The sequence below is a fragment of the Canibacter zhoujuaniae genome (genome assembly GCF_011752005.1).
In the GTDB taxonomy this organism is placed as follows: domain Bacteria; phylum Actinomycetota; class Actinomycetes; order Actinomycetales; family Microbacteriaceae; genus Canibacter; species Canibacter zhoujuaniae.
Map to the genome: position 1 here is coordinate 56614 of NZ_JAAIJZ010000002.1, position 22051 is coordinate 78664.

A 22051-nucleotide genomic window follows, 5' to 3' on the forward strand; every position below is an offset into this window, starting at 1 on the left:
ATATCCTAACCATCAGCTAGAAGCGCCTGATAACTCTGTGCCAGACGCGAGTGCCACCATGTTTCACGTGAAACACTTGCGCGAGTTTCGTGCAGAGCTGCTGCGCTTACCGCGGGGGCACGCACGGCGATTTCTCCCGCTGTAATGCTGTGCGGTTGGGTGAGGATGTCGCGCTGCAGCAAGCTGCCCGTTGCTAAGCCACAAGGGCCGTCGAGCAGAGCGTCGGGGAGTGCGGCGGCGAGCTTGAGCCCTGCGGCTATCCCAACCCCAGTCTCGAGCCCGCTGGAAACCACCGTGGGAAGCTTTAGTGATTCGATGATTGCAAGCGTGCGGCGCACCCCGCCAAGCGGTGCCTGCTTCACGATTACCAAATCAGCAGCTTCGCGCAGGCGGGCTTGCAAGTTTTTATCGAAGGGATCGGGTGCTTTACGCAGTAGTTCATCTGCCGCAATGCGGGCGCGAATTTCGTGCTTGGAAAACTCCTGCCGCAGTTGCTTCAGTTCCGCTAGTGTCGCAACGGGTTGTTCAAAATAGTCGATATTGAATTCTTGCAGCCGCAGTGCTGCGTTGAGCGCATCGCTTACAGACCAGCCCGCATTAGCGTCTAAACGCAGCAGAACACTCTCACCCAGTGCGCGGCGAACCGCCGCAATCCGCGCAGTATCAGCCGCGAGCGACTGCCCAGTTTCTGCAACTTTAACCTTGACAGCCTTTATCTTTTGCAGCGCAGCGAGATCGCCGTAGCGTGCGAGCACTTCCGGCACACGCTGTGCGGGGACCGCAGGAACTGTGACGTTAACCGCGATCCGATCCCGCAGCAGGGGAGGGTGCGACCCCCAACCCTGTGCCAGCGCGGCGCACAACCAACGAGCAGACTCAGCGGGGCCGTATTCTAAAAACGGAGCCCATTCGGCCCACCCGTTTGGCCCTGCAAACAGCATCACCTCACGCTGCAGCACCCCGCGAAACTTGACGCGAAGCGGAATAGAGACGACACGGGCGCGTTCGCGCAGCTCGTCGAGCGAGGGCAGCGGGTCAGGAAGATGCTCTGTCGGAGAGGGGGCTAAAGCCATACCGCAAGTCTAACCGCGCCACCCAATGTGCGAAGCGGCTGCGGCTAAACTTGTGAGCATGAGTGAGAAGGTTTCTGAACTGTTTGACCCGAGTGAGTGGGTGCTTGCGCCGGGTGCTGAAAACTACAGTGATATTACAGCGCACGTGAGTGGTGATGGCCGTATTTCACGGATCGCCTTTAACCGCCCAGAGGTGCGCAATGCCTTCCGACCACAGACAGTTGATGAGCTGTATGACGCTCTTGAAAAAGCGCGTGTTAACCCCAAAATCGGGGTTGTGCTGCTCACCGGTAACGGCCCGAGCCCCCGTGATGGCGGGTGGGCTTTCTGCTCCGGCGGCGATCAGCGCATTCGCGGCAAAGACGGCTACAAATATGCGGCGACCGAGAACGCCGCGGGGATAGACACCGCCCGCGCAGGGCGGCTGCACATCCTCGAAGTGCAGCGGCTAATTCGCTTTATGCCGAAGGTTGTTATCGCGTTGGTGCCCGGCTGGGCGGCAGGCGGCGGGCACTCGCTGAACGTGGTGTGCGACCTCACTATCGCAAGCCGTGAGCACGGGAAGTTTAAGCAGACCGACGCAGACGTGGGCTCCTTTGATGCCGGTTACGGTTCAGCATATTTTGCGCGTCAAATCGGGCAGAAGTTTGCGCGCGAAGTCTTCTTCCTCGCCGAAGAATATGATGCGCAACGCGCATATGAAATGGGTGTTGTTAACCGTGTCGTGCCGCACGAAGAGCTTGAAAAAGAGGGCATTAAATGGGCGCGCACCATACTCGGGAAGTCGCCAACCGCGATCCGCATGCTGAAATACGCGTTTAACGCGGTCGACGACGGCATTGTCGGGCAGCAGCTGTTCGCCGGTGAGGCAACCCGGCTGGCATACGGCACCGATGAGGCAGTTGAGGGGCGTGACAGCTTCCTCGAGAAACGCTCGCCCGACTGGTCGGCCTTCCCCTATCACTTTTAGGGCGCGACATGAAACAATTCGTGCAGGTGCCAACTTCGGATATCGCTTGGTTGTGCGCCGCTCTGTCAGATGCGCTAGCGGGTAAGACACTGCTCATGCCGCTCGCGCAGGGCACAGAGCCGCTCTCGCAGGCAGCAGTTATAAGCGATGAGGTGCGAGCTGAAGCGGCTGTGTTGATTCGCACCTCCGGATCGACCGGCGAGCCAAAAACAGTTGCTTTAAGCGCTGCAGCTCTGCTTGAAAACGCACGCGCAAGCCTCGCAGAGCTTGGCGGCGACGGGCAGTGGCTTGTCACCCTGCCGCTCAACCTGGTGAGCGGTCTTGGGCAGTTGGTGCGCAGCCACATCAGCGGCACTGAGCCTGTCTTTGCCCTAAACGCTGACGCCAATGAGATTATTACCCGGGCGGCACAGCTGACCCACCCACGGCGCTATATGTCGGTGGTGCCGGTGCAGTTAGCCAGGTTATTAGACCTAGCCGAAACCGACGCGACAGCACTACAAACCCTGCAGGAATTCGCAGCGATTCTTGTCGGTGGCGGCCCGACCTCGCTACAACTGCGACAGCGCGCCTACGATCTGGGTGTAAACATTGTGCGCACATACGGATCCACTGAAACAGCAGGCGGTTGCGTTTACGACGGGGTTGAGATCGGCAACTCGCGCGTGCGTATTCGCAATGGGGAGGTGCAGTTGGCCGGCGCTAATCTCGCGCTCGGTTATCTCACTGAAGACGGCAGAATTTCTGTGCAGGATCGGTTTATTACCGATGAAAAAACAGGCGTGCGCTGGTATCGCACGGGTGATACCGGTGAGCTGCTCGGCGGCATGCTGCAGATCACAGGGCGGGCGGATCGTGTCTTTATTTCCGGCGGCGTTAACGTTTCACTGGACAGCGTCGAAACAGTGCTAACCAAACTATACGGGGATGGCAGCGTGGCAGCGGTTGCTGTGCCTGACGCCTACTGGGGTGAGCGGCTCGTTGTCGTGCACCGCAATAACGATGACACTGAAAACAGCAAATTAGAAGAATCAGAAGTTACCGCAGAGCTTGTTAGAGAGCTCGGCAGAGCCGCAACCCCGGCTAGATTTATAAGCCTTGAAACCATGCCGACACTAGCCGGAGGCAAGCCTGACTATCAGGCTCTAACCGCGCTCGCGGCAGCCAGGATTAGCGGTTAGCTAAAAAGAATAGGTGGATTTGTGAATAAGCAGAAAAACCAGCATCGGCCGGGCGTCTCAGGTAACCCCGCAAAACGCGCCGCCACCGCAGCACACCTGAAAACCACAGGCCACAGTAGCGTAACCATAGGCGACTGGGTGCACGGAGCGAGGCTTCGCACACTGCCGCTCGCATTTGCGCCGGTTATCGCCGGAGCCGGCATTGCATCGATGGTGCAAGAATTTTCCTGGCCGCTAACCCTTCTGGCGCTCGCCGTTGCGGTGCTGCTGCAGATCGGCGTGAACTACGCGAACGACTACAGTGACGGGGTGCGCGGCACTGATGAATTTCGCGTCGGCCCCGCACGACTCACCGCATCTGGGCTGGTGAACCCGAAAAAAGTGCTTGCTGTCGCGCTCGGATGTTTTGCGCTCGCGGCGCTTGCAGGCCTTGTTGCGGTTGTGCTCTCCGGGCGCTGGTGGTTTCTCGTAATAGGTGTTCTCGCGATCATCGCAGCCTGGTTTTACACGGGCGGCAAACGCCCTTACGGTTACATGGCCTTGGGCGAGGTGATGGTGTTCATCTTCTTCGGTCTTGTTGCAACCGCCGGCACCTACTATCTGCAGTCTGATATCGCCAATCAGCAGATCTGGTGGGTGGCTGGCGCCATCGGGTGCTTTGCTGTCGCTGTGTTAATCGCCAACAATATCCGCGATATTCCAACCGACCGACAGGCGGGAAAGCGCACACTTGCGGTAGTTATTGGGGATCGCGCTGCCCGCATCCTGTTTGTGCTTTTCGCGCTCGCACCGTTTCTGGTCTCTGCTGTGCACACTCCGTTTTTCCCGCGGATCTCGGTTTCTTTCTTAGTGCTCTTAATTGTGCTGCCAACGTGTTTGATTGTGCTCACCGCGAAAACTGCGCGTGAGCTGATTCTCGCGCTGCAGCTGACAAGCATCGCAGCGCTCGCCTATGCGATTCTAATTGCGTGGGGTTTCGGGCTCTAGCTCGTCGATGGCGGCGTCTTCCACATCGCTGTCGTGCGTGTGACTTGAGGTGCGCCACTCGGCAACCCCCTGCGCGGCACGTTCACGCAGTTTGCCCAAAAACAGCAGCGAGAGCGCTAAAGAAATCATAGCTGCGCAGATAACGGCAAAAAACACTCCAATGGTGAGGCCGTTTGCGTAGACATTTGGCAGCCACAGCATAATTAGCGTGAACGGCACCGCAAAAAACAGCAGCCGCAACACGGTGTATAGAATCCAAGCTTTCTTTGCGCTCATATCTTCGAGTTTAGCGATGCACTCCGACGGCTAGCTGACAGGTGCCGTGCGATAAAATTACGCTATGGCAAGAGCTTTGATAATCACGGTTGTGCTTGCGGCGGCGTTTCAGATTTTTGCGGTGGTTGATGCTGCAATGACTGAGCCGCAGCGCACGCGTGGCGTTTCTAAACCTGTGTGGGTTGTGTTAGTGGTGTTCTTGCCTGTTATCGGTGGTATTCTCTGGCTCACCATCGGGAAGGTGCGCGACAGTCAGGTGGGCGGATCGGCCGGCTCTCGTGGCACGGTCGCAGGCGCTGCGGCATCTGGCGCTGCTGCTGCGGCTGATGCGCTATCCCGTCTCAATGAGTCGAGCGAGGCGCGGTTGCGTGAGCTTGAAGAGCGGTTGCGTGAACTCGATAATGAGACCTTTCCGGGTGAAGACCCGAAACCCACGGATGATTCTGACGGAGACAAGCCGGAAGAAAACAATTAATGACAGTGCCGTTACCGCTGTCGGGTGCTGCTGCTGCGGCTGAGCGGCTTTTGAAGTCGCTTCTCGCATACGGTCTAAGTGACGTTGTTATCGCCCCCGGGTCTCGCTCACAGGCTTTGGCGCTTGCCGCTGCAGAGCTGGAAAAATCGGGGCGTATCTTCCTGCATGTGCGCACGGACGAGCGCAGTGCGGGGTTCTTCGCGCTCGGCCTAGCGCGTGAAACAGGGCGGGCTGCAGCGGTTGTGACGACCAGCGGCACAGCAGTTGCAAACCTGATGCCTGCGGTTATGGAGGCCGCAAACGCACGTATTCCGTTGCTTGTGATAAGCGCAGACCGGCCGCTTGAGTTACACGGTATTCGCGCCAACCAAACAGCGTCACAGGCGGCTATTTTCCGAGCATATGCCCGTTTTGGAATAGACCTTGAGATTGCGGCGGCGGCAGTGCCTGAGCTCTCCTATTTTGACTCACTCGCTGGGCGCTTACACACCGCGAGCAAAACGGGGCCCGTGCATCTAAATCTGCGGCTCAACGAGCCGCTCTCCGGGTCTGGTGACGTTCCCGAATCTGTGTCGCCACCGGAGCAAGCATACGAGGGCGGCGCCAACTCCCAGGTAAAAGCGTATGAGCTTGGCTTGGTCGAGACTTCTCCCGCTGTGTTAGATGACTCCCTCCCCACCGTCGTGATTGCAGGTGCCGGCGCTGGCCGATCCGCCGAAGATTTTGCACACCGTGCGGGGCTGCCGTTATTGGCAGAGGTTGTTTCCGGTGCACGTTTCGGTAGGAATGTGATCAACTGTTATCAAACTCTGCTCGCTGATGCCGAAACTCGTGGCGCGATTGCCCAGGCGGTGGTATTCGGTTACCCGACTCTCACTCGGGAAGTGCTGGCGCTGCTTAGCGAGCCGGCAGTGCGAGTGGTGGTAGTGGATGCTGTGGCAACGAGCTCGGCAGGTGTCGGTCTGCCTGTTTATTTACCGGCCGGTGTGTCTGATGCGGAGCTTAAAAACAGGGTGCGGGTTGTTCCCGATATTTTGCTGCCAGATGGGTTTAACCGCGACCGCGGCCGAGCGTGGCTTCGAGCATGGGTGCGCGCTGACCGTGAGCTGCTCACATCCCGCACTACGGCGCACGCGCCGGATACAGCTCTCGCACGTGAAACCGGTTACAAAGAACGCAATCAGTATGCCAGGCAGGAGCTTGCCGCAATGCGCGAACCGGTCACCCGCGAAATGCTGGTCGAGCGAGTTTGGCAGGCCTGCTGGCCGCACGATCGGCTGGTTTTTGCGGCGTCTCGTCTCGTGCGTGTTGCTGACCGGCAGGTGCCGGGACGCCCCGTGCCCGTGCACGCAAACAGGGGCGTTGCGGGTATTGATGGCACTGTTGCGACCGCGCTTGGCATTGCTACCGCATCCCAGTTTGGAGTCGCAGCGCGAGTAAACGGTGAAATCGCAGCGTCTGCCGGAGTAACCCGGCTTTTAATCGGCGATTTGGCGCTGTTGCACGATGCCGGGTCTCTCGCGCTAACCCCGGGAGAGGCGCAACCAGCGCTGCAAATATTCGTTTTAAACGACTGCGGGGGCACTATCTTCGAGCAGCTTGAGGTGAAGAAAACAGCATCTGCCCAGGCATACGACCGTGTTATGCGCACCCCGCATAATGTTGTGATCGAGTCGCTCGCTACCGCTTACGGCTGGAAGTACGAAAAGGTAGCTACGCGCTCCGAACTCGATACTGTGCTGACCCGGCAGGTGCAAGACCCAGAAATTATTGAAGTAACTATTTAAAAGCATCAACGATCGGCGCAAATTTTGCGACGGTCTCGTCGAGCTCTCTTACCGGATCGGAACCTGCGACAAACCCACCGCCGGCGGTAGCGGTCACAACCCCATCGCGCACTTCAGCGCAGCGTAAGGCTAAGGCCCATTCACCGTCACCGCTCGCATCCAGCCAGCCGATCGCGCCGGCATAGAATCTGCGATCAAAACCTTCAACCGCAGCGATCACATTTTTCGCGGCCGATGTTGGCGTGCCCGCCACCGCAGCGGTCGGATGCATCGCCGCTGTCAGATCGAGAGCAGAAACATCGGCGGTTGTGTGAGCTGAGATTGCTGTTGCCAAATGCCAAACATTCGGCAGCTGCACAACCTGTGGCGCAGTCACCTGGAGCTTAGTCACAAGATCAGAAACCGCCTCGACAACACTCGCTGCGGCATACTCATGTTCGCGCGCGAGTGAGTCTGAGGCCAAAAGATGGTGACGTCTGAGCGCGTCTGCTGCGCTATCTGCGGCGCGCGGTGTGGTGCCGGCCAGCACCAAAGCAGACATGCGACCCCGCACCACGCGCGCGAGTGTTTCAGGGGTGGCGCCCAAAAACCCGTCAAACGCGAAGGTCCAGCAGTCGGGAAATCGCTGCGCTAAACGCCGGAGCGGCACTCGCAAATCAGCATTGGGGTGGATCGGCGCACTAATTTGGCGCGCGAGCACAACCTTCTCTGCGCCTCCTGCAGCGAGCGTCTCTAAAACCTGGTGAGCTTTTTTGAGATAGCTGGTGCGCGCAGCCAGATCAGGGTGTGGATTGAGTGCGACAGGATCCCACTCACCAGCGGGGGTTGTTGGTCGAGCAGAAAAATCAGGCAGTGCGGTGGCACAGTGCGCGCTTGCAACAGTAACGCGTGTCACAAACCACTGATTATCATGCTGATGCAGCGTGATTTCAGGCACGACAAGGCTCGACTGCGCCGCGCTGTCATCGGCAAACGCAAACGCCCCGAAAGCCACTAACCCACTGCCCGGCAGATGCACCTCGTCTGTCACCGCTGCCGCGGCAGCGATTTCCTGCCACTTCTCACGCAACACAGTGAAACGTGCCGGGCCGCTCGCGGTGAGCCTTAAAGCCTCCCCAATTCCAACCGCTTGCCGGTTGCCGCGCAACCAAACGAGCGGCTTCTGGCGGTGCGCAAAATCGAGCAGCTCGCCAGGATCGGCGCAAAACTCGCTCACAACTTTTAGCATCGGGATGCTCACCCGCTCATTTTACTGTGCTTCCTAGGATTTGCTCTGTCTGCGCCGCTACGATAGAGGAGTGAGCAGACCGGATATTGAAACCAAAAAAGCCGCCGACGTTTCAGGAATGTTTGACAAGATCGCCAGCCGCTATGATCTAACGAACGACCTGCTAACTTTCGGTATTGATCGCCTGTGGCGGCTAGCTCTGGTGAAAGCTGTAGCGCCGGCAGAGGGTGAGCGCATTCTCGATCTTGCCGCCGGCACCGGAACCTCCAGCGTCGCGCTCGCAAAACACGGTGCGCATGTGGTGGCAGCTGACTTCTCAGAGGGCATGCTCGCTGTCGGTCGCGCAAAACACGCTAACAACCCGCTCGTAAGCTTTGAATTCGCTGATGCCACACAGCTGCCGTTTGCAGACGACAGCTTTGATGCGGCAACTATTTCATTCGGGTTGCGCAATGTGAGCGATGTGCCGCGGGCGCTTGCCGAGATGCGTCGTGTTGTAAAACCCGGTGGTCGTGTTGTTGTCTGCGAGTTCTCAACTCCGGTAGCACCGCTGCGCAAACCCTACAGCTTCTATGCCGCAAAAGTGCTCCCGGTAATTGCGGGTGCGGTGACGAAGGATCGCGCCGCTTACGACTACCTGAATGAGTCAATTGCGGCATGGCCAAACCAAAAAGAGCTGGCAAAGTTGCTCACTGCGGCGGGTCTTGAAAATGTGAAATACCGCAACCTGTCTTACGGAATTGCTGCACTGCACCGCGGTTTTGTGCCGCTTGAGGAGGGCGAGGAATAATGCTTGGCAAATCAGACAGCGGCGCAATTACGGTTGAAACTGCAACCCAAGCACTGCCCGGCAGGCTCTTTCGCAATGTGCAACACAAGCGCAAGATTAAGCAGTTAGAGGGCGAACTAGCCAAAATTGAAGAGGGTTTGTTAGAGCAAACTCGCTTCTCATCTCCTGTGGCAGATGCCGCTGCTCGCTATCTTGCCGAGGCCGGCGGCAAAAGGATCCGCCCGCTTTTAACTGTGCTTGTGAGCGAGCTTGGAAACGGGCCTGATGACCGGGTGCGGCAGGTGGCGCAAGCCATTGAGCTAACGCATTTAGCGAGCCTGTATCACGATGACGTGATGGATGCGGCGGTGCTGCGTCGAGGCGTGAAAACTGCGCATCTGAACTGGTCAAACTCGGTTGCGATTCTCGCCGGTGATCTGCTCTTTGCGCGCGCTTCAAGCCTGGTTACCGATCTTGGTGAGGAAGCAATTAAACTTCAGGCTGCAACCTTTGAGCGTCTCTGCCTCGGCCAGCTGCATGAGACAGTGGGGCCAGCTGAGGGTGACAACGAGCTTGAGTTTTACCTCCAGGTGCTCGCCGATAAGACCGGCGCACTAATCGCTTGTGCGGCACGCATGGGTGCCCTGGTGTCCGGTGCGCCGCGCGAGTATTTAGACCCGCTCACCGAATACGGTGAGGCGATCGGTTTGGCGTTCCAATTAATCGACGATGTTATCGATCTCTCGCCCGCAAAACAGGATACAGGCAAGCGGGCAGGCACCGACCTGCGCGCCGGAGTTGTGACACTGCCGCTCCTGCTGCTGCGTGACAAAGCGCGCAGTGATGCGCAGGCAGCAGACCTGTTGCAGCGTATCGATGCGGGCGTGCAGGCTGTTGCAGAGGGTGCCGACCCTGGTGTTATGGACGCAGTGGTAGAAGAACTGCATGCCCACTCGGTGACGCAGGCAACTGCAGAGCGAGCCCGGGAGATTGCGGCGCAGGCTATTAGCGCACTGGATATTTTGCCCGACGGGGTTGTGAAGTCAGGGCTGACCGAACTGGCGCAAACCATCGTCAACCGGGAGGGCTAAGGGCAGTGACAGACACCGGTGTGAAACTTCCGACGCTGCGCGTCGCGGTGATTGGTGCGGGCCCTGCTGGCACCTATGCAGCCGATATTCTGCTGAAGCTGCAGCGCGATTTTGATGTGGCGGTTGATCTGTTTGAGCGGTTACCCGCGCCTTATGGGCTGGTGCGTTACGGTGTTGCGCCCGACCACCCACGCATTAAGGGCATCATCAACGCGCTGAAAGAGGTGCTTGATGAGGGGCAGATCCGCTATTTCGGAAACGTTAATTTCGGCACCGACATCACATTAGACGATCTTAAAAAGCACTATCATGCGGTTATTTTTGCGACGGGCGCAATAACGGATGCGCCTTTAGAGATTCCCGGTATTGATGCTGCGGGCGCGTTTGGTGCTGCCGATTTTGTGAACTGGTTTGACGGACACCCTGATGTGCCGCGCACCTGGCCGCTGGAGGCAGAGTCGGTCGCCGTGATCGGCAACGGTAACGTCGCGCTCGACATTTCGCGCATGCTGGTCAAGCACGCAGACGATCTTTTAACAACCGAGATTCCGGATAACGTGTATGAGGGGTTGGCTGCAAACCCTATTAAAGAGTTGCATATTTTCGGGCGGCGCGGCCCGCTGCAGGTGAAGTTCACGCCGCTTGAGCTGCGTGAGCTGGGTGAAGTGCGTGACGTTGATATGGTGCTCGATGAGCGCGATTTCACTCTCACCGACGACTATCTTGCTGCGCTGCCACAGCAAAACAAACAGGTTTTGGTGATGACGCGCATTTTTGACAAGTGGCGGGCGGCGCAGCGTGCCCGTGCCGCGGGGGATGAGGCCCCCGCCAGCCGTCAGCTTGTGTTTCACTTCTGGTCTAAACCCATCGGTGTTGAGACCGACGTGTTCGGGCGGGTTTCGGGTGTGAAGATACAGCGCACAGCACCGGACGGCTCCGGCGGCGTTGTTGATACTGACCAGGTGGAAGTGATCCCTGTGCAGGCGCTGTATCGCGCAATCGGATACTACGGCAGCGAGCTGCCCGGTGTGCCGTTTGATGCGGTGCGCGGCGTGATTCCGAATGAGCAGGGCCGAGTTGCCACTGGGGTTTATGCCACCGGGTGGATTAAACGCGGGCCGGTTGGGCTGATCGGTGCAACCAAGTCAGATGCGAAAGAAACGATCGACTCGCTTGTGGCCGATTGGCGGGCGGGGTTGCTGTGGCAGCCAGATGCCGCTGACGCTGACCCGGCGGTGATCCCCGCCCTGCTTAACGAGCGTGGCGTTGCATACACAACGGTTGCTGGCTGGCAGAAGCTTGACGCATATGAGCGTGAACTCGGCGCGGCGCATAAGCACCAGCGTGAGCGTCTGAAAGTTGTTGACCGCGACGAAATGATCCGTGTTTCTAACTCCTAGAATAGAAGCATGAGTGATGCACGCGAGCAACTAATTGAGCTGATTAAATCTGAGGCTGTTTTTCACGGTGATTTTACGCTGACGAGCGGAAAAAAAGCCACATACTATATTGATCTGCGCAAACTCAGCCTCGATCATCGAGCTGCGCCACTCATCGGGCAGGTTATGCTTGATCTAATTGACGATATTGACGGTGTTGTCGCGGTCGGTGGCCTCACAATGGGGGCCGATCCAATCGCGTCAGCAATTATGCATCAGGGTGTTGCGCGCGGTAAAACCTATGACTCCTTCGTTGTGCGCAAACAGCCGAAGGATCACGGCCGCGGCCGCCAGGTTGAGGGGCCTGATCTTAAGGGCAAACGAGTGATTGTTGTTGAAGACACTTCAACAACGGGTGGTTCACCGTTGCAGGCGATTGCAGCGCTTGAAAAGGTGGGGGCCGAGATCGCTGGTGTTGCTGTGGTAGTTGATCGACAGGCTCCGGCGAAGGCGCGCATTGAAGAAGCCGGCTATGAATACCGCTACGCGATCGGCCTTGACGACCTCGGCCTTGACCCGCAGTAGTCGGTTAGAGTGACAGAACACTAGTCTCGCTAACAGAATAAGAACCAGTGAACACAGTTGCAGCAGATAGTATGCCGGGCAAATGGGGGCGCTACGGCGGCGGCGCTAACTCTCTCGGAGCGCTTTGGCCGTACCTTGTAGTCGGCGCGATCAGCGGCGCGATCAGCGGCGTTTTCGGTCTCGGCGGCGGTGTCGTGATCGTGCCGCTTTTGGTTTTTCTGTTTCACTTCAATCAGCGACAGGCTAGCGCGACGTCGGCTCTGGCACTCGCACCGATCGCACTCTCAGGTGTCACCTCTTTCGCATATCACGGCTCAGTGCATTGGATTGGCGGGATCACGCTTGCGGCGGGGATCTTTTTCGGTGCGCGCCTCGGCGTGAAACTGCAGCAGAAACTCAGCCTCCTAGCCTTGGAGATTGTGTTTTTGGTGTTTATTGCTGTGTCAGCGGTTATGCTGTGGGTGTTTATCCCGGATCGCAGCAGTCACTTTGAGCTGCACTGGTGGGTGCTTGTGCTGCTTGCGGTGAGTGGGTTTACCGCGGGCATAGCGACCGGCCTGCTCGGCATCGGAGGCGGCGTTATTGTTGTGCCGCTGCTGATTGTCGGTTTCGGAATGAGCGATATTCTCGCGAAAGGCACTTCACTGTTGATGGCTTTCGTGGGCGCTATTGCTGCAACACAAAAACAGTTTAAATCGGGCAACGTGCAGTTTGGGCCGGCGATAGCTATCGGGGTGTCTGCCGCTGCAACAGCGCCGTTCGGAGCGTGGATCGCAGTGTCAATTGATCCATTTACCGCCAATGTGCTCTTTTCAGTTTTCCTGGCGCTGATCGCTGTGCAGTATTGCTTGCGCATCAGAAAAGATGTGAAAGCGAAAAAGCTTGCGGATCGCGGCGAAAGTGTGGAAGCGTAACCCGGATGCCGCGACTGCGTCTTGACATTGCTTATGACGGCACCGATTTTCACGGTTGGGCGACACAGCCCGGGCTGCGGACGGTGCAGGGTGCGCTCGAACAGGCACTAACCACAGTGCTGCGGCGCAAGCCTGCTGAAGCTGAAACCACCGTCACCGCAGCCGACCCGGAGTGGGTGCGTCTGACAGTCGGTGGGCGCACAGATGCGGGAGTGCACGCACGCGGGCAGGTTGCGCACCTCGACGTGAGTGAGGCAGAGGCGACGCAGCTGCTTGACCGCCCTCGCCGCATTAACGGGGTGCTTGTGCGGCAGGGGGTCAGTGACGCTGTGGTGCGAGCGGTAACTCAGGTACCGGACGAGTTTGACGCACGTTTCGGAGCTTTGTATCGCCGCTATGAATATCGCATCTGCAACCCTGGCGCGCTCGATCTGCTCACACGCAACCACACCGTGGAGCTAAAGAAAACAGTCGACTTTGATGCCATGCAGGCGGCCTCACAGTCGCTTGTAGGCTTGCGCGATTTTGCCACTTTTTGTAAGGCGCGCGAGGGCGCAACTTCTGTGCGGCATCTCTCACACTTTGAGTGGCGTCAGGTGGCGCCTGGCACCTTTGCGGCGCGTGTGCAGGCTGACGCATTCTGTCATTCGATGGTGCGTGCGCTGGTTGGCGCCGCGGTTGCTGTTGGTACCGGCCGCATCAGTTTTCGGGAGCTGGCTGAGCTTGAGGCGGCGCGCACGCGATCCGCAAAATTTGTTGTGATGCCCGCGCACGGTCTCTCGCTCGAAGAAATCGCTTATCCGGCCCCTGGCGAGCTTGCGGCGCGCGCGTTGCAAACAAGAGCCCGCCGTCAATCGCTCAGCTAGTGGCAGAGGGTTAATTTGCTTGCGTGCCGCAGCTTAAAAGTTGCGATGCCGGGGTGAGATTGCTAGGCTAATCTGCGGAAGGTTGTCCGAGCGGCCGAAGGAACTAGTCTTGAAAACTAGCAGGTGAAAGCCTCAAGGGTTCGAATCCCTTACCTTCCGCCACTAGAAAGTCCTGGAAAAGTGAATCTTTCCAGGACTTTCTGCTATTTACTGTGTGGTGTTTCGCTTGTTGAGCAGCATTATTTAGAGGGTTCCGCAAGGCCCCAAACCCAGTTCGACGATCAACCCTAAGGGGTGACGAAAAGCCGCGCTGATCTAGCTGTTTCTGCAGAGCATAGAACCGCGGCAGAGGTTTAGCAGGGCTAGTGAACTAACTCTGGTTAATAGTGCTGATAACCCCAGAATCGGTTGGCAGCGTGTTGCGCTGATAGCTGCGGGCGCCGTCGCGCACGCCGACAAAACGGAAGGGCGCGCGGGTGACGCGCGGGTTTTGATAGTCGTGCTTGCTGCCGCGTTCGTGCGCCGCATGCAGGGCACGATACTCCTCGAAAGAGAGCTCTTCGCGCTCATTAATCGCAGCATCAGCGTAGTGGCTGTCGATCACGCGGCGATAGCCGGGCTGCACAACCCCCGTGAAAAACTCGCCGGTCGCGCCAGAGCCGTAACTGTAGAGGCCGATCCGCTTACCGTCAAGATCAGCATCGCTGTGCAGCAGCGACAGCAGGCCAAGATACAGGCTTGCCGTGTAGCTGTTGCCAAACTGTGTGGTGTAGCGCAGCCCCGGCTCAACCGTTTGCTCATCAATCAGTTTGCCGGTGTGCTCGACGAGGCGACGATGCCCCTTCACTGCCATCTTGGTAAACGGCTGATGGTGCACAAAATAATCGATTTCATCGAGCCCAGCGCCGCCGTGCGCAAGATAATCTTCCCACGCCCCGGTAAAAGCACCCAAGTATGCATCAAGCGACCGCGCACCGTCTACCAGCGGTGTGCTCAGATCGTTTGGGCGCCAAAAATCATCAATATGCGCCGACCACACACCCGTCTGCGGTTCAATCTCAAGCAATTGTGGATCGGCGCCAACAACCATTGCAACAGCGCCGGCACCCTGCGTCGGCTCACCCGCAGTGTTAACCGCATAGCGCGCAATATCACTGGCGATAACCAACACCTGCTCTTGCGGGTTGCGCGCCACGATACCGAGCGCCATCTGCAGAGCTGCCGTGCCCGCATAACACGCCTGCTTAGTTTCAACAATGCGCGTATTTACGCTTAAATCAAGCAGGTCTGCCGCAAAAACACCAGCCGATTTAGACTGATCGACACTGCTCTCAGTCGCAAAAATCAGGGTGCGGATCGCGGTTTTCCCAGTCCTCGCCAAAACCCGACTCGCCGCAGTGGCGCCGAGCGTAACCGCATCCTCATCGAGGGCGGGCATGCTGAAGTTTTCCTGTCGCAAACCGAAACGATATTTGTTCGGATCAACATTGGTAGCGTGAGCCAGTGCGCTCAAAGACACGGAGTGGTGTGCGGTTGCCATCTCCATATCAACGATTCCGAGCTTCATGACTAAGCCTCCTCTGCCGCAGCTGCGGCCTCTTCATACTTCACTCGCGTGTTGCCGCGGCGTTCAATTGCGACGTGCGTTGCCATCAGTTCACCGGGGTTTGTTTGCGCAGCAATGAGCGAGAGCTCACCGCAGAGCACTGTCGCTGCCGTGATCGCGGCGAGACGGCGTGCGTCTGCGCCCGGCTCGTCCTGCCCTGCGCAGCCCATACGCTCTAGCGCCTCACCCACGTGTGGCAGATGCTTTCCGTTGCCGACAGTGCCCACAATCAGGTGGGGGAGTGTGCAACTGAAATACAGGTCGTCGCCGCGCACCTCAGCGTAGGTAATGCCCTGTGATCCTTCAACAATATTCGCCGCATCCTGGCCGGTTGCAAGATATACGGCGAGCAGCATGTTTGCGTAGTGGGCGTTTGCCGAACGTAGTGCGCCAGCAATTGTTGAGCCAACCAGGTTCTTTTGCACAACCAGCTCAACAATCTTTTCTGGTGTTGACCGCAGACGGTTAACAACAATCTCGCGCGGCAGCGTGATTTCAGCCACACAGGATTTGCCGCGTCCGAGAATACCGTTTACAGCGGTAGCTTTCTTATCTGAGCAGTAGTTTCCGGAGATTGATCCGTAGCTGAGCCCGAGATCCCAGCTTAGAATTTCAGCCATCAGGCTTTCGGCAGCGGCGGTCACCATATTGTGTCCGCTGGCATCCCCGGTGGTGAAGGCGAAGCGTGTAAAGAGCATATTGCCGACAATCTCGGGGTGCACTTCAATAAGTTTTGCAAACCGGCTCTGCCTTGACACTACAGCCGCAAGCTCATCAAAGCGCGCCTCTAAAACCCTAGCTGCGTCGAGGGCGACCTGCGCGTTTGGCGCCTGGAAGAGAGTCGAGCGGGTCATGCGTTCACCCGTTAGGGTGACGACGATGCCCTCATCAACCATGCGGGAGATGCTTGCGCCACGGCCGACAGAAGGCCAGAGCGGAGTTTCATAGGTGGCCAGCGGCACCGCAACCTCTTCATTCAGGGTATTGCCGCTGATGCGCAGCGGGCCTACCCATGCGGTGGGGATCGGAGTGTAAAGCTGGTCAGCTGAACTCATCGGAGCCTTTCGCTGTTTGCTCGTTCGCTGCTGCGACTTGCAAACCCGGCAGGGTCGACTCCTCGCAGCTGGCAGTATTCTTTTACTCGCCCGCGAATAAGCACGTCGGTGTGTTGCAGCTCAGCGCAGGTTGCTGCACCAAGCAACGCGCTAATCTCACGAATGCGCGTTATCCACCAGTTTAGTGCGCTCACAACACGCTCGCTGTCACCGTCGACCGCTTCTTTCAGGATCGCGCCCGCTATGCCCACACTGCGTGCGCCAAGCGCAAGCAGCTTTACGGCGTCCATGGCCGTGCGCACGCCGCCACTTGCCAGGAGTGTGTCGAACTGTGGCGCGTCAAGGAGGCTCACAATCGCCGACTGACCGTAGCTGAGCAGATCATCGTATCCCTCTGGGCGGCGTGCCGCTTCTATCAGCGCAAAATTGGTGCCACCGGTGCCGCTGACGTCAGCTATCTGCACACCGATCTCACCCAGCTGTTTGAGAGTGCGCCGGCTCAACCCGAAACCGACCTCTTTCACAACCACCGGCACCGGCACCGCCTGCACAATCTCGGCTATCAGCGGCAACCAGGTTTCAAAACGTCGCTCACCCTCCGGCATCACTGTCTCTTGCACAGCATTAACGTGAATCTGCAGCGCGTCAGCTTCCAACAGATCAACAGCGCGGCGCGCATCATCAACTGAGCGGCCCGCCCCGATGTTGCTAAACACGAAACCGTGCGGATTGCGCTCACGAAGCACTTTAAAAGTTGCGGCGGTCTCAGGCTGGTCAAGCGCGATACCGACAGAGCCTGTTGCGATAGCAGTGCCGGTTGCGGCGGCAGCCTCAGCGAGAGCGGTGTTGATGCGCAGCGCGGAGTCAGTGCCACCCGTCATTGCGTTAATGTAAAGCGGGTGCTGCCAAGTTTTACCGGCAACCTCAGTTTTTAGATCAACACTTTCGATATTGCGGCCGCTCAGCGCATGATGGATAAACTCAAGATCGTCAAAATCACTGTGTCGCACGGCAGAATTTTGCTGTGCGAGCGCCAAATTTATGTGATCCTCTTTGCGACTGGCAGCTGTATGCTGCGGGTTAGAATTCAACGCACACTCCTTCGCCTCGAGTGACACAAGTGTCGAGCACAGTGATCCCTGCGCCCTCCCACGCTTGAATCACTGCCTGCCTGGTTGCCAGGTCGTTTGCAAAAGCAATTCCGCAGTCACCACCGCCGGCACCGCTGCTTTTAGCGGCTGCGCCAGCGCTTAAAGCGAGTTCACAAAGCGCACTCAACAGCTCAGTTTCAATTGCGATCCCGGTTGCCTCCCCATATTCTTTAAGGGCGGATCGTGCAGCTGCGACGGTTTGCTGCAGCTGCTCTCGATCGAGAGTATCGGCGCTTAACACCGCTGCGATTTCCTGTACCGCTCGTGCACTCTTCGCAAGAAACAATGCTTCAGCTTGCGGATCGACAGGTGCCGCCTTTGATTTAGCAACAAGCTGTTCTGTTTTGGCGGGGCTGCCTGTCCACCCGACAAGAAAGTGCAGATCGCTGTGCAGCTCTACCGGCTCAATCAGACACCCGTGCCAGCCGGGCGAGTTGAGTGCTCCATCAAGCCCGCCCTTTCGATAATCGGCTGCGATCTGAGTGCGATCGGGGCTGATATAGCGGATTACACCGCCAAAAGTGCTTGCTGCGATATCGCCACCGGACCCGCGCACAGACAGACTTGCTGAGGCGATCAGCGCGAGCTGGAAACGTTCAGCCGGTGTCAGCGCAAGCTGATGCAATTCTCCTAGGGCCGCGACAGTGGCCACAATAACAGCGCCTGAAGAGCCGAGCCCAAATTTTAAACCGTCTGCGGCGGTGAGATCGTTTTCAACCCGTAACTCATAGTTAATCGGAGGCAGCCCCTGCAGCACCCGCAACTGTTCTACAACGGTAATCGCAGCGCTTAAGGCGTCTGCCGGATAGTCACCAATCGTGGCGGTGCCGTCGGGGGCGATGGTGAGCTCTGCCCGGTCGCCGTAGGCTGCGTCGATAACGCTGGCACCGATAACCGGAACTGCTGCTGTGTGCGGGTTTTCTCTGTCAGACACGGCATCGCTAGGCGCGTGATTGTGTTCTGTTACCGTGACAGTGAGATAGCGGTCAACAGCAGCGATGAGGGCTGCGTTGCCGGGAGTTACAATCGCATACTCGCCCGCAATGAAAAGCTTGCCAGCTGCGCGTGCACTGATCACGCAGCACCCTCCAAATATGCACCAGGCCCAGGGGCGGCAATATGGGTTGCGCCAAACTCGCTAAGCGCTGCAGCAACCGCCGCAGCATCTTTAGGCCTCGCGATTGCAACAACGTTTGGGCCGGCGTCGGCTGTGCCGTAGGTTTCAATGCCGGTGGCGCGCAGCTCAGCGATGCGATCAAAAGCCGCAAATGAGGTGGGCGCTAAATAGCGCAACGGTGGCACTGCTGAGAGCGCGAGCGCGTGCATCTGCATTGCGTGCGCTTCGGTCAGCTCGCCGATTTTTGTAAAGTCCTGCGCGGCACACGCTGCCAGCATCTCTGCGAGCGCCTTCTCTGTTGCAGGTGCCCAAGCCGGGTAAAACGGTGAAGTGTCGCGGGTGTGTCGCATTCCGTCGCGACTGGAAACCGCCTTCGGCCCCGCATTGATTTCGCAGATAATCATGCGCATATCCGGCGCATCGATCTCTTCTGCAAAAGAAGTCTGATCGTCATCGCCAGCATGCCACACTGCAAAGCGATCTATTAGCGACCGGGCGGCAGAGCCCGAACCGCGCCGTGCGAGACGACTCAGTTCGGCGGTTGAGAGGTTTAACCCGTATGCTGCGGCGGCAGCGGTTGCGAGCGCTGCGAAACCAGAGGCTGACGAAGCAAGCCCTGCCGCAGTGGGGGCGTCATTGTGCGATAGGACTGTTGCACGATCATCGCTGCCCGCTAGCTGGCGCACCAGGTCAAGAAACTTAAAAACTTTGTCGGCTGCGCGGCCGGTGCTGAGCTCTCCATTCAACTGAAAAACGTCACTGTCGCCGCCCACTGACACAGTTGTGCGGGTGGCAACAGAATCAAGCGTCATCGACAGTGAGCCGGCAGCGGGTAGCATCAGCGTCTCATCACGCTTGCCCCAGTATTTAATTAGGGCAATATTCGGATGCGCTATTGCGGTAGCGGTGCCCATACGCTCTGCCTGTTCTAGTCGGTTATTTGATCACCTGCGTCCAGTGTTGAAACCCAGGTGTTGGCGGCACCGGCGGCAGTGAGCTGTGCGGCGATTGCCGGAGCGTCTGCAGCTGATGGGGCGAGCGCAATAATGCAACCGCCCAATCCGCCTCCTGTCATTTTAGCGCCTAGGGCGCCTGCGACAGCAGCTGCGCGCACCAGATTGTTGAGATCGGGGGAGCTAACGCCCATCTCATTTAACACTTCATGTGCGGCGCTTAAAATCTTTCCGAGGGCGGTGTCTTCACCGTTTGCGAGCGCGGTTTCAGCGGCAACCGTCAGGTCTGTGAGCTGATAGACCAGATCGTCGATCAGCTGTGAGTTGTTCTCGCGTAGTGCCCGCACACCACCAACCGCGATTGAGGTTTTCCCCGGGTTTCCGGTGTCTGCTATCACAACGGTGAGCGCTTTTGCTGATCGTAACGGCCTGCAAATGCCATCTCGAAACAGCAGCGGCACACTGCTTGCAACAGCGTGCGCGTCAAGCCCGCTGGAGGTGCCGTGGGCGACACGTTCTGCGTGCTGCACGAGATGGTAGCGTTCAGACTCCTGCAGATCGTATCCCGCAAGACCGGCAGCTGCGCGCACTATCGCGGTAGACACGGCAGCGCTCGAACCCAGCCCGCGCTCAACCGGGATCGGGCTGTCAATTGTTAGGTGGACTGTTTGCGGATCAAAGCCGAAGTGGCGCGCCGCTTCGCGCAGAGCTGTGAGCGGCGGCCGCAGCCTGGCCGGGGCTGACTGGGCGGAGCCTGAGTAAACAGCAGAAGAGATCTGCGCCTGATCCGCACCATTATCGAGTGTTGTGAGTGTGGCGGTGACCTTGAGTGCGTGCAGCGGGAAAGCGATCGCCGGAGCACCATAAACAACAGAGTGTTCGCCGATCAGAATCGACTTACCGTGTGCGGTGCCAGCTGCCGTTACAGGCTGCATCTGCTGTGTCATTTGCGCCCCTCTATTTTGGTTGGGTAGCTTTTAAGTGTAGTGAAATATGCTTATTAAACTACGAACGTTCCGGCGCGGGCGCTGGTTGCATTTGAGGAGTAGCTTTGGCAAAGCACAGCAAGAAACAACATGCTGGCCGCACAACAACAGTGCGACACGGGCGTTTGCCGCGCTCCAGCACTGTGCGCAATCTGTTTCGCACTGTGCTCACAATGGTGGTTGTCGCTGTGCTCAGCGCGGGCACGGTCGCAGCTTATGCGATCTGGGATTTACGCAATCGCGTGCAAACCGTTGATCTCGCAGATGAAGATGTGACCGGGGCAAAACTAAGCCAACACGCACTCGACGGTGCCATCAATATTTTGGTGGTGGGTTCTGATTCGCGTGTCGGGCAGAGCATCGATGACGGTGAAACCGGTGAGCTTAACGATGTCACGATGCTGGTGCGCATCTCAGAAGACCATAAACGTGCCACGGTAGTGAGTTTCCCACGCGATTTGATGCTGCCAATTCCGTCTTGCCCGGGGCCTGCCGGTGAAGAGAACTACTACCCGGCTTCGAGTGAACAGCAGTTGAACTCTGTGCTGCAGTATGGGTTGCCGTGCGTTGTGGAGACAGTCGAGGCACTGACCGGAGCCGATATTTCCTATGCCGGAATGATCGGTTTTGACGGTGTTATCAACATGTCCAACGCTTTGGGCGGTGTCACCGTATGTTTGGCGCAGCCGATCCAAGATCCAAACGCTGACCTTGATCTGCCGGCTGGTGAAGTCACCTTGAAGGGTTATGAAGCCCTGCAGTTCTTGCGCACGCGCCACGGCGTTGGTGACGGCAGCGACCTTGGGCGCATCTCAAATCAGCAGGTGTTCTTGTCTGCAATGGCGCGCCAGTTGCAGAGCGCCTCAACCCTGACAGACCCTGTGAAGGTTTACCAACTGGCGAAAGCAGCGGTTGAAAATATGACCCTGTCGCGCAACATTGCTTCAGTTGATTTTCTACGGGGTCTTGCAAAAACGCTCTCTGAGGTCGATCTAGGAAACGTCAATTTTGTGCAGTATCCGGCACTGCCACACCCCTACCAAGAGGGCAGGCTTACCCCTGATACTTACAACGGTGAGCTTTTGATGCAGCGTATTCTGAACGACGAAGATTTCACCATCACCGATCAGGGTGTTGCCGCTGTCGATGTTGCCGAGGTGGAAGGCGAGCAGGCGGCAGATAATGAGGGCGGATCTGCAGCAGGCGAGGCAGCACCCGATGCGGCAGCGCAGCCTGAAGCAGCTGAAGGCGCAACCGAAGAATTTGGGGGCGATGAAGCAGATAATCTCAACCAGCAGCAGGCAAACCCGAGCAATGTCACCGGCCTCAACGCCGCTAAACCCACCTGCGCTGCTGGCCGAGTGAATTATTAGCGCCGCCGGGCTTTGCAGCGTGGGAGAGCCTGCGCTATAGTTAAACTCGCGTCAATTTTTATTGGCGCAAGGAGACGTGCCGGAGCGGCCGAACGGACTTCACTGCTAATGAAGGGTCTGGGTTAAACCGGACCGGGGGTTCAAATCCCCCCGTCTCCGCCAATTTCTTTTAAGCAGTATGCGATCCTAGCTACCTGCTGAACTTCTAGCAGCCCCGATTTGCGACATA

The 22051-nt window shown here is 57.9% G+C and carries 21 protein-coding genes and 2 tRNA genes; 14 read left to right on the forward strand and 9 right to left on the reverse strand.

What is annotated here, in order from left to right:
• Positions 1-5: 5 nt before the first annotated feature.
• Positions 6-1073, reverse strand: a complete 1068-nt coding sequence (locus tag HCR00_RS04150) for an o-succinylbenzoate synthase (RefSeq protein WP_166986184.1) — start codon at positions 1071-1073, stop codon at positions 6-8.
• Positions 1074-1131: 58 nt separating this feature from the next.
• On the opposite strand from HCR00_RS04150, the gene HCR00_RS04155 reads away from it, so the two are divergent.
• From HCR00_RS04155 to HCR00_RS04165, 3 genes are read left to right on the forward strand one after another with little or no spacing between them, the layout of a single operon-like run.
• A complete protein-coding gene (locus HCR00_RS04155; protein ID WP_166986181.1) occupies positions 1132-2043 on the forward strand; it encodes a 1,4-dihydroxy-2-naphthoyl-CoA synthase in 912 nt (303 codons plus the stop codon).
• Positions 2044-2051: 8 nt separating this feature from the next.
• Complete coding sequence (locus HCR00_RS04160; protein ID WP_166986178.1) at positions 2052-3224, forward strand: AMP-binding protein; 1173 nt, start codon at positions 2052-2054, stop codon at positions 3222-3224.
• A gap of 21 nt (positions 3225-3245) precedes the next feature.
• Positions 3246-4211, forward strand: a complete 966-nt coding sequence (locus HCR00_RS04165; RefSeq protein WP_166986175.1) for a 1,4-dihydroxy-2-naphthoate polyprenyltransferase — start codon at positions 3246-3248, stop codon at positions 4209-4211.
• Here the strand turns inward: HCR00_RS04165 and HCR00_RS04170 are convergent.
• Positions 4185-4487: a DUF4229 domain-containing protein gene (locus tag HCR00_RS04170; protein ID WP_166986172.1), complete on the reverse strand. Its 303-nt coding sequence runs from the start codon at positions 4485-4487 to the stop codon at positions 4185-4187. The genes HCR00_RS04165 and HCR00_RS04170 overlap by 27 nt on opposite strands.
• A 64-nt stretch (positions 4488-4551) precedes the next feature.
• On the opposite strand from HCR00_RS04170, the gene HCR00_RS04175 reads away from it, so the two are divergent.
• Both HCR00_RS04175 and menD read left to right on the forward strand, forming a co-directional pair.
• Complete coding sequence (locus tag HCR00_RS04175) at positions 4552-4962, forward strand: PLD nuclease N-terminal domain-containing protein (RefSeq protein WP_166986169.1); 411 nt, start codon at positions 4552-4554, stop codon at positions 4960-4962.
• Positions 4962-6749 (forward strand): 2-succinyl-5-enolpyruvyl-6-hydroxy-3-cyclohexene-1-carboxylic-acid synthase, encoded by a 1788-nt coding sequence (menD, locus tag HCR00_RS04180; RefSeq protein ID WP_166986166.1) that lies wholly within the window; start codon positions 4962-4964, stop codon positions 6747-6749. Before HCR00_RS04175 ends, menD begins: the two co-directional genes overlap by 1 nt.
• Here the strand turns inward: menD and HCR00_RS04185 are convergent.
• Positions 6742-7989: an isochorismate synthase gene (locus HCR00_RS04185; protein ID WP_243854545.1), complete on the reverse strand. Its 1248-nt coding sequence runs from the start codon at positions 7987-7989 to the stop codon at positions 6742-6744. The genes menD and HCR00_RS04185 overlap by 8 nt on opposite strands.
• Positions 7990-8047: 58 nt before the next feature.
• On the opposite strand from HCR00_RS04185, the gene ubiE reads away from it, so the two are divergent.
• From ubiE to HCR00_RS04220, 7 genes are all read left to right on the forward strand, one after another.
• Positions 8048-8767: a bifunctional demethylmenaquinone methyltransferase/2-methoxy-6-polyprenyl-1,4-benzoquinol methylase UbiE gene (gene ubiE / locus HCR00_RS04190; RefSeq protein ID WP_166986163.1), complete on the forward strand. Its 720-nt coding sequence runs from the start codon at positions 8048-8050 to the stop codon at positions 8765-8767.
• Positions 8767-9837, forward strand: coding sequence for a polyprenyl synthetase family protein (locus tag HCR00_RS04195; RefSeq protein ID WP_167143067.1), 1071 nt, complete (start codon positions 8767-8769; stop codon positions 9835-9837). The genes ubiE and HCR00_RS04195 overlap by 1 nt, the downstream gene beginning before the upstream one ends.
• A 5-nt stretch (positions 9838-9842) precedes the next feature.
• Complete coding sequence (locus HCR00_RS04200) at positions 9843-11237, forward strand: FAD-dependent oxidoreductase (RefSeq protein ID WP_243854546.1); 1395 nt, start codon at positions 9843-9845, stop codon at positions 11235-11237.
• A gap of 9 nt (positions 11238-11246) precedes the next feature.
• A complete protein-coding gene (pyrE, locus tag HCR00_RS04205) occupies positions 11247-11801 on the forward strand; it encodes an orotate phosphoribosyltransferase (RefSeq protein ID WP_167143069.1) in 555 nt (184 codons plus the stop codon).
• Positions 11802-11848: 47 nt separating this feature from the next.
• Complete coding sequence (locus HCR00_RS04210; RefSeq protein ID WP_167143072.1) at positions 11849-12715, forward strand: sulfite exporter TauE/SafE family protein; 867 nt, start codon at positions 11849-11851, stop codon at positions 12713-12715.
• Between the two features lie 5 nt (positions 12716-12720).
• Positions 12721-13581 carry a tRNA pseudouridine(38-40) synthase TruA gene (gene truA, locus HCR00_RS04215; RefSeq protein ID WP_167143075.1) on the forward strand — a complete coding sequence of 287 codons (861 nt, stop codon included), beginning with the start codon at positions 12721-12723 and terminating at the stop codon, positions 13579-13581.
• Positions 13582-13657: 76 nt separating this feature from the next.
• A tRNA-Ser gene (locus tag HCR00_RS04220) sits at positions 13658-13743 on the forward strand.
• Between the two features lie 208 nt (positions 13744-13951).
• Here HCR00_RS04220 and HCR00_RS04225 read toward each other — a convergent pair.
• From HCR00_RS04225 to mvk, 6 genes are read right to left on the reverse strand one after another with little or no spacing between them, the layout of a single operon-like run.
• A complete protein-coding gene (locus HCR00_RS04225) occupies positions 13952-15148 on the reverse strand; it encodes a hydroxymethylglutaryl-CoA synthase (RefSeq protein ID WP_167143079.1) in 1197 nt (398 codons plus the stop codon).
• A 2-nt stretch (positions 15149-15150) separates the two neighbouring features.
• Positions 15151-16242 carry a hydroxymethylglutaryl-CoA reductase gene (locus HCR00_RS04230; RefSeq protein WP_166986129.1) on the reverse strand — a complete coding sequence of 364 codons (1092 nt, stop codon included), beginning with the start codon at positions 16240-16242 and terminating at the stop codon, positions 15151-15153.
• Complete coding sequence (fni, locus tag HCR00_RS04235) at positions 16239-17333, reverse strand: type 2 isopentenyl-diphosphate Delta-isomerase (RefSeq protein ID WP_166986126.1); 1095 nt, start codon at positions 17331-17333, stop codon at positions 16239-16241. Before fni ends, HCR00_RS04230 begins: the two co-directional genes overlap by 4 nt.
• A complete protein-coding gene (locus tag HCR00_RS04240) occupies positions 17323-18471 on the reverse strand; it encodes a phosphomevalonate kinase (protein ID WP_166986123.1) in 1149 nt (382 codons plus the stop codon). The genes fni and HCR00_RS04240 overlap by 11 nt, the downstream gene beginning before the upstream one ends.
• Positions 18468-19424, reverse strand: a complete 957-nt coding sequence (gene mvaD, locus HCR00_RS04245) for a diphosphomevalonate decarboxylase (RefSeq protein WP_166986120.1) — start codon at positions 19422-19424, stop codon at positions 18468-18470. Before mvaD ends, HCR00_RS04240 begins: the two co-directional genes overlap by 4 nt.
• A 14-nt stretch (positions 19425-19438) precedes the next feature.
• Positions 19439-20410 (reverse strand): mevalonate kinase, encoded by a 972-nt coding sequence (mvk, locus tag HCR00_RS04250; protein WP_166986117.1) that lies wholly within the window; start codon positions 20408-20410, stop codon positions 19439-19441.
• Between the two features lie 104 nt (positions 20411-20514).
• Here mvk and HCR00_RS04255 point away from each other — a divergent pair, with 104 nt between their 5' ends.
• Both HCR00_RS04255 and HCR00_RS04260 read left to right on the forward strand, forming a co-directional pair.
• Complete coding sequence (locus HCR00_RS04255; protein WP_243854547.1) at positions 20515-21822, forward strand: LCP family protein; 1308 nt, start codon at positions 20515-20517, stop codon at positions 21820-21822.
• Between the two features lie 70 nt (positions 21823-21892).
• Positions 21893-21984: transfer RNA gene (locus HCR00_RS04260), tRNA-Ser, on the forward strand.
• Positions 21985-22051 lie beyond the last annotated feature (67 nt).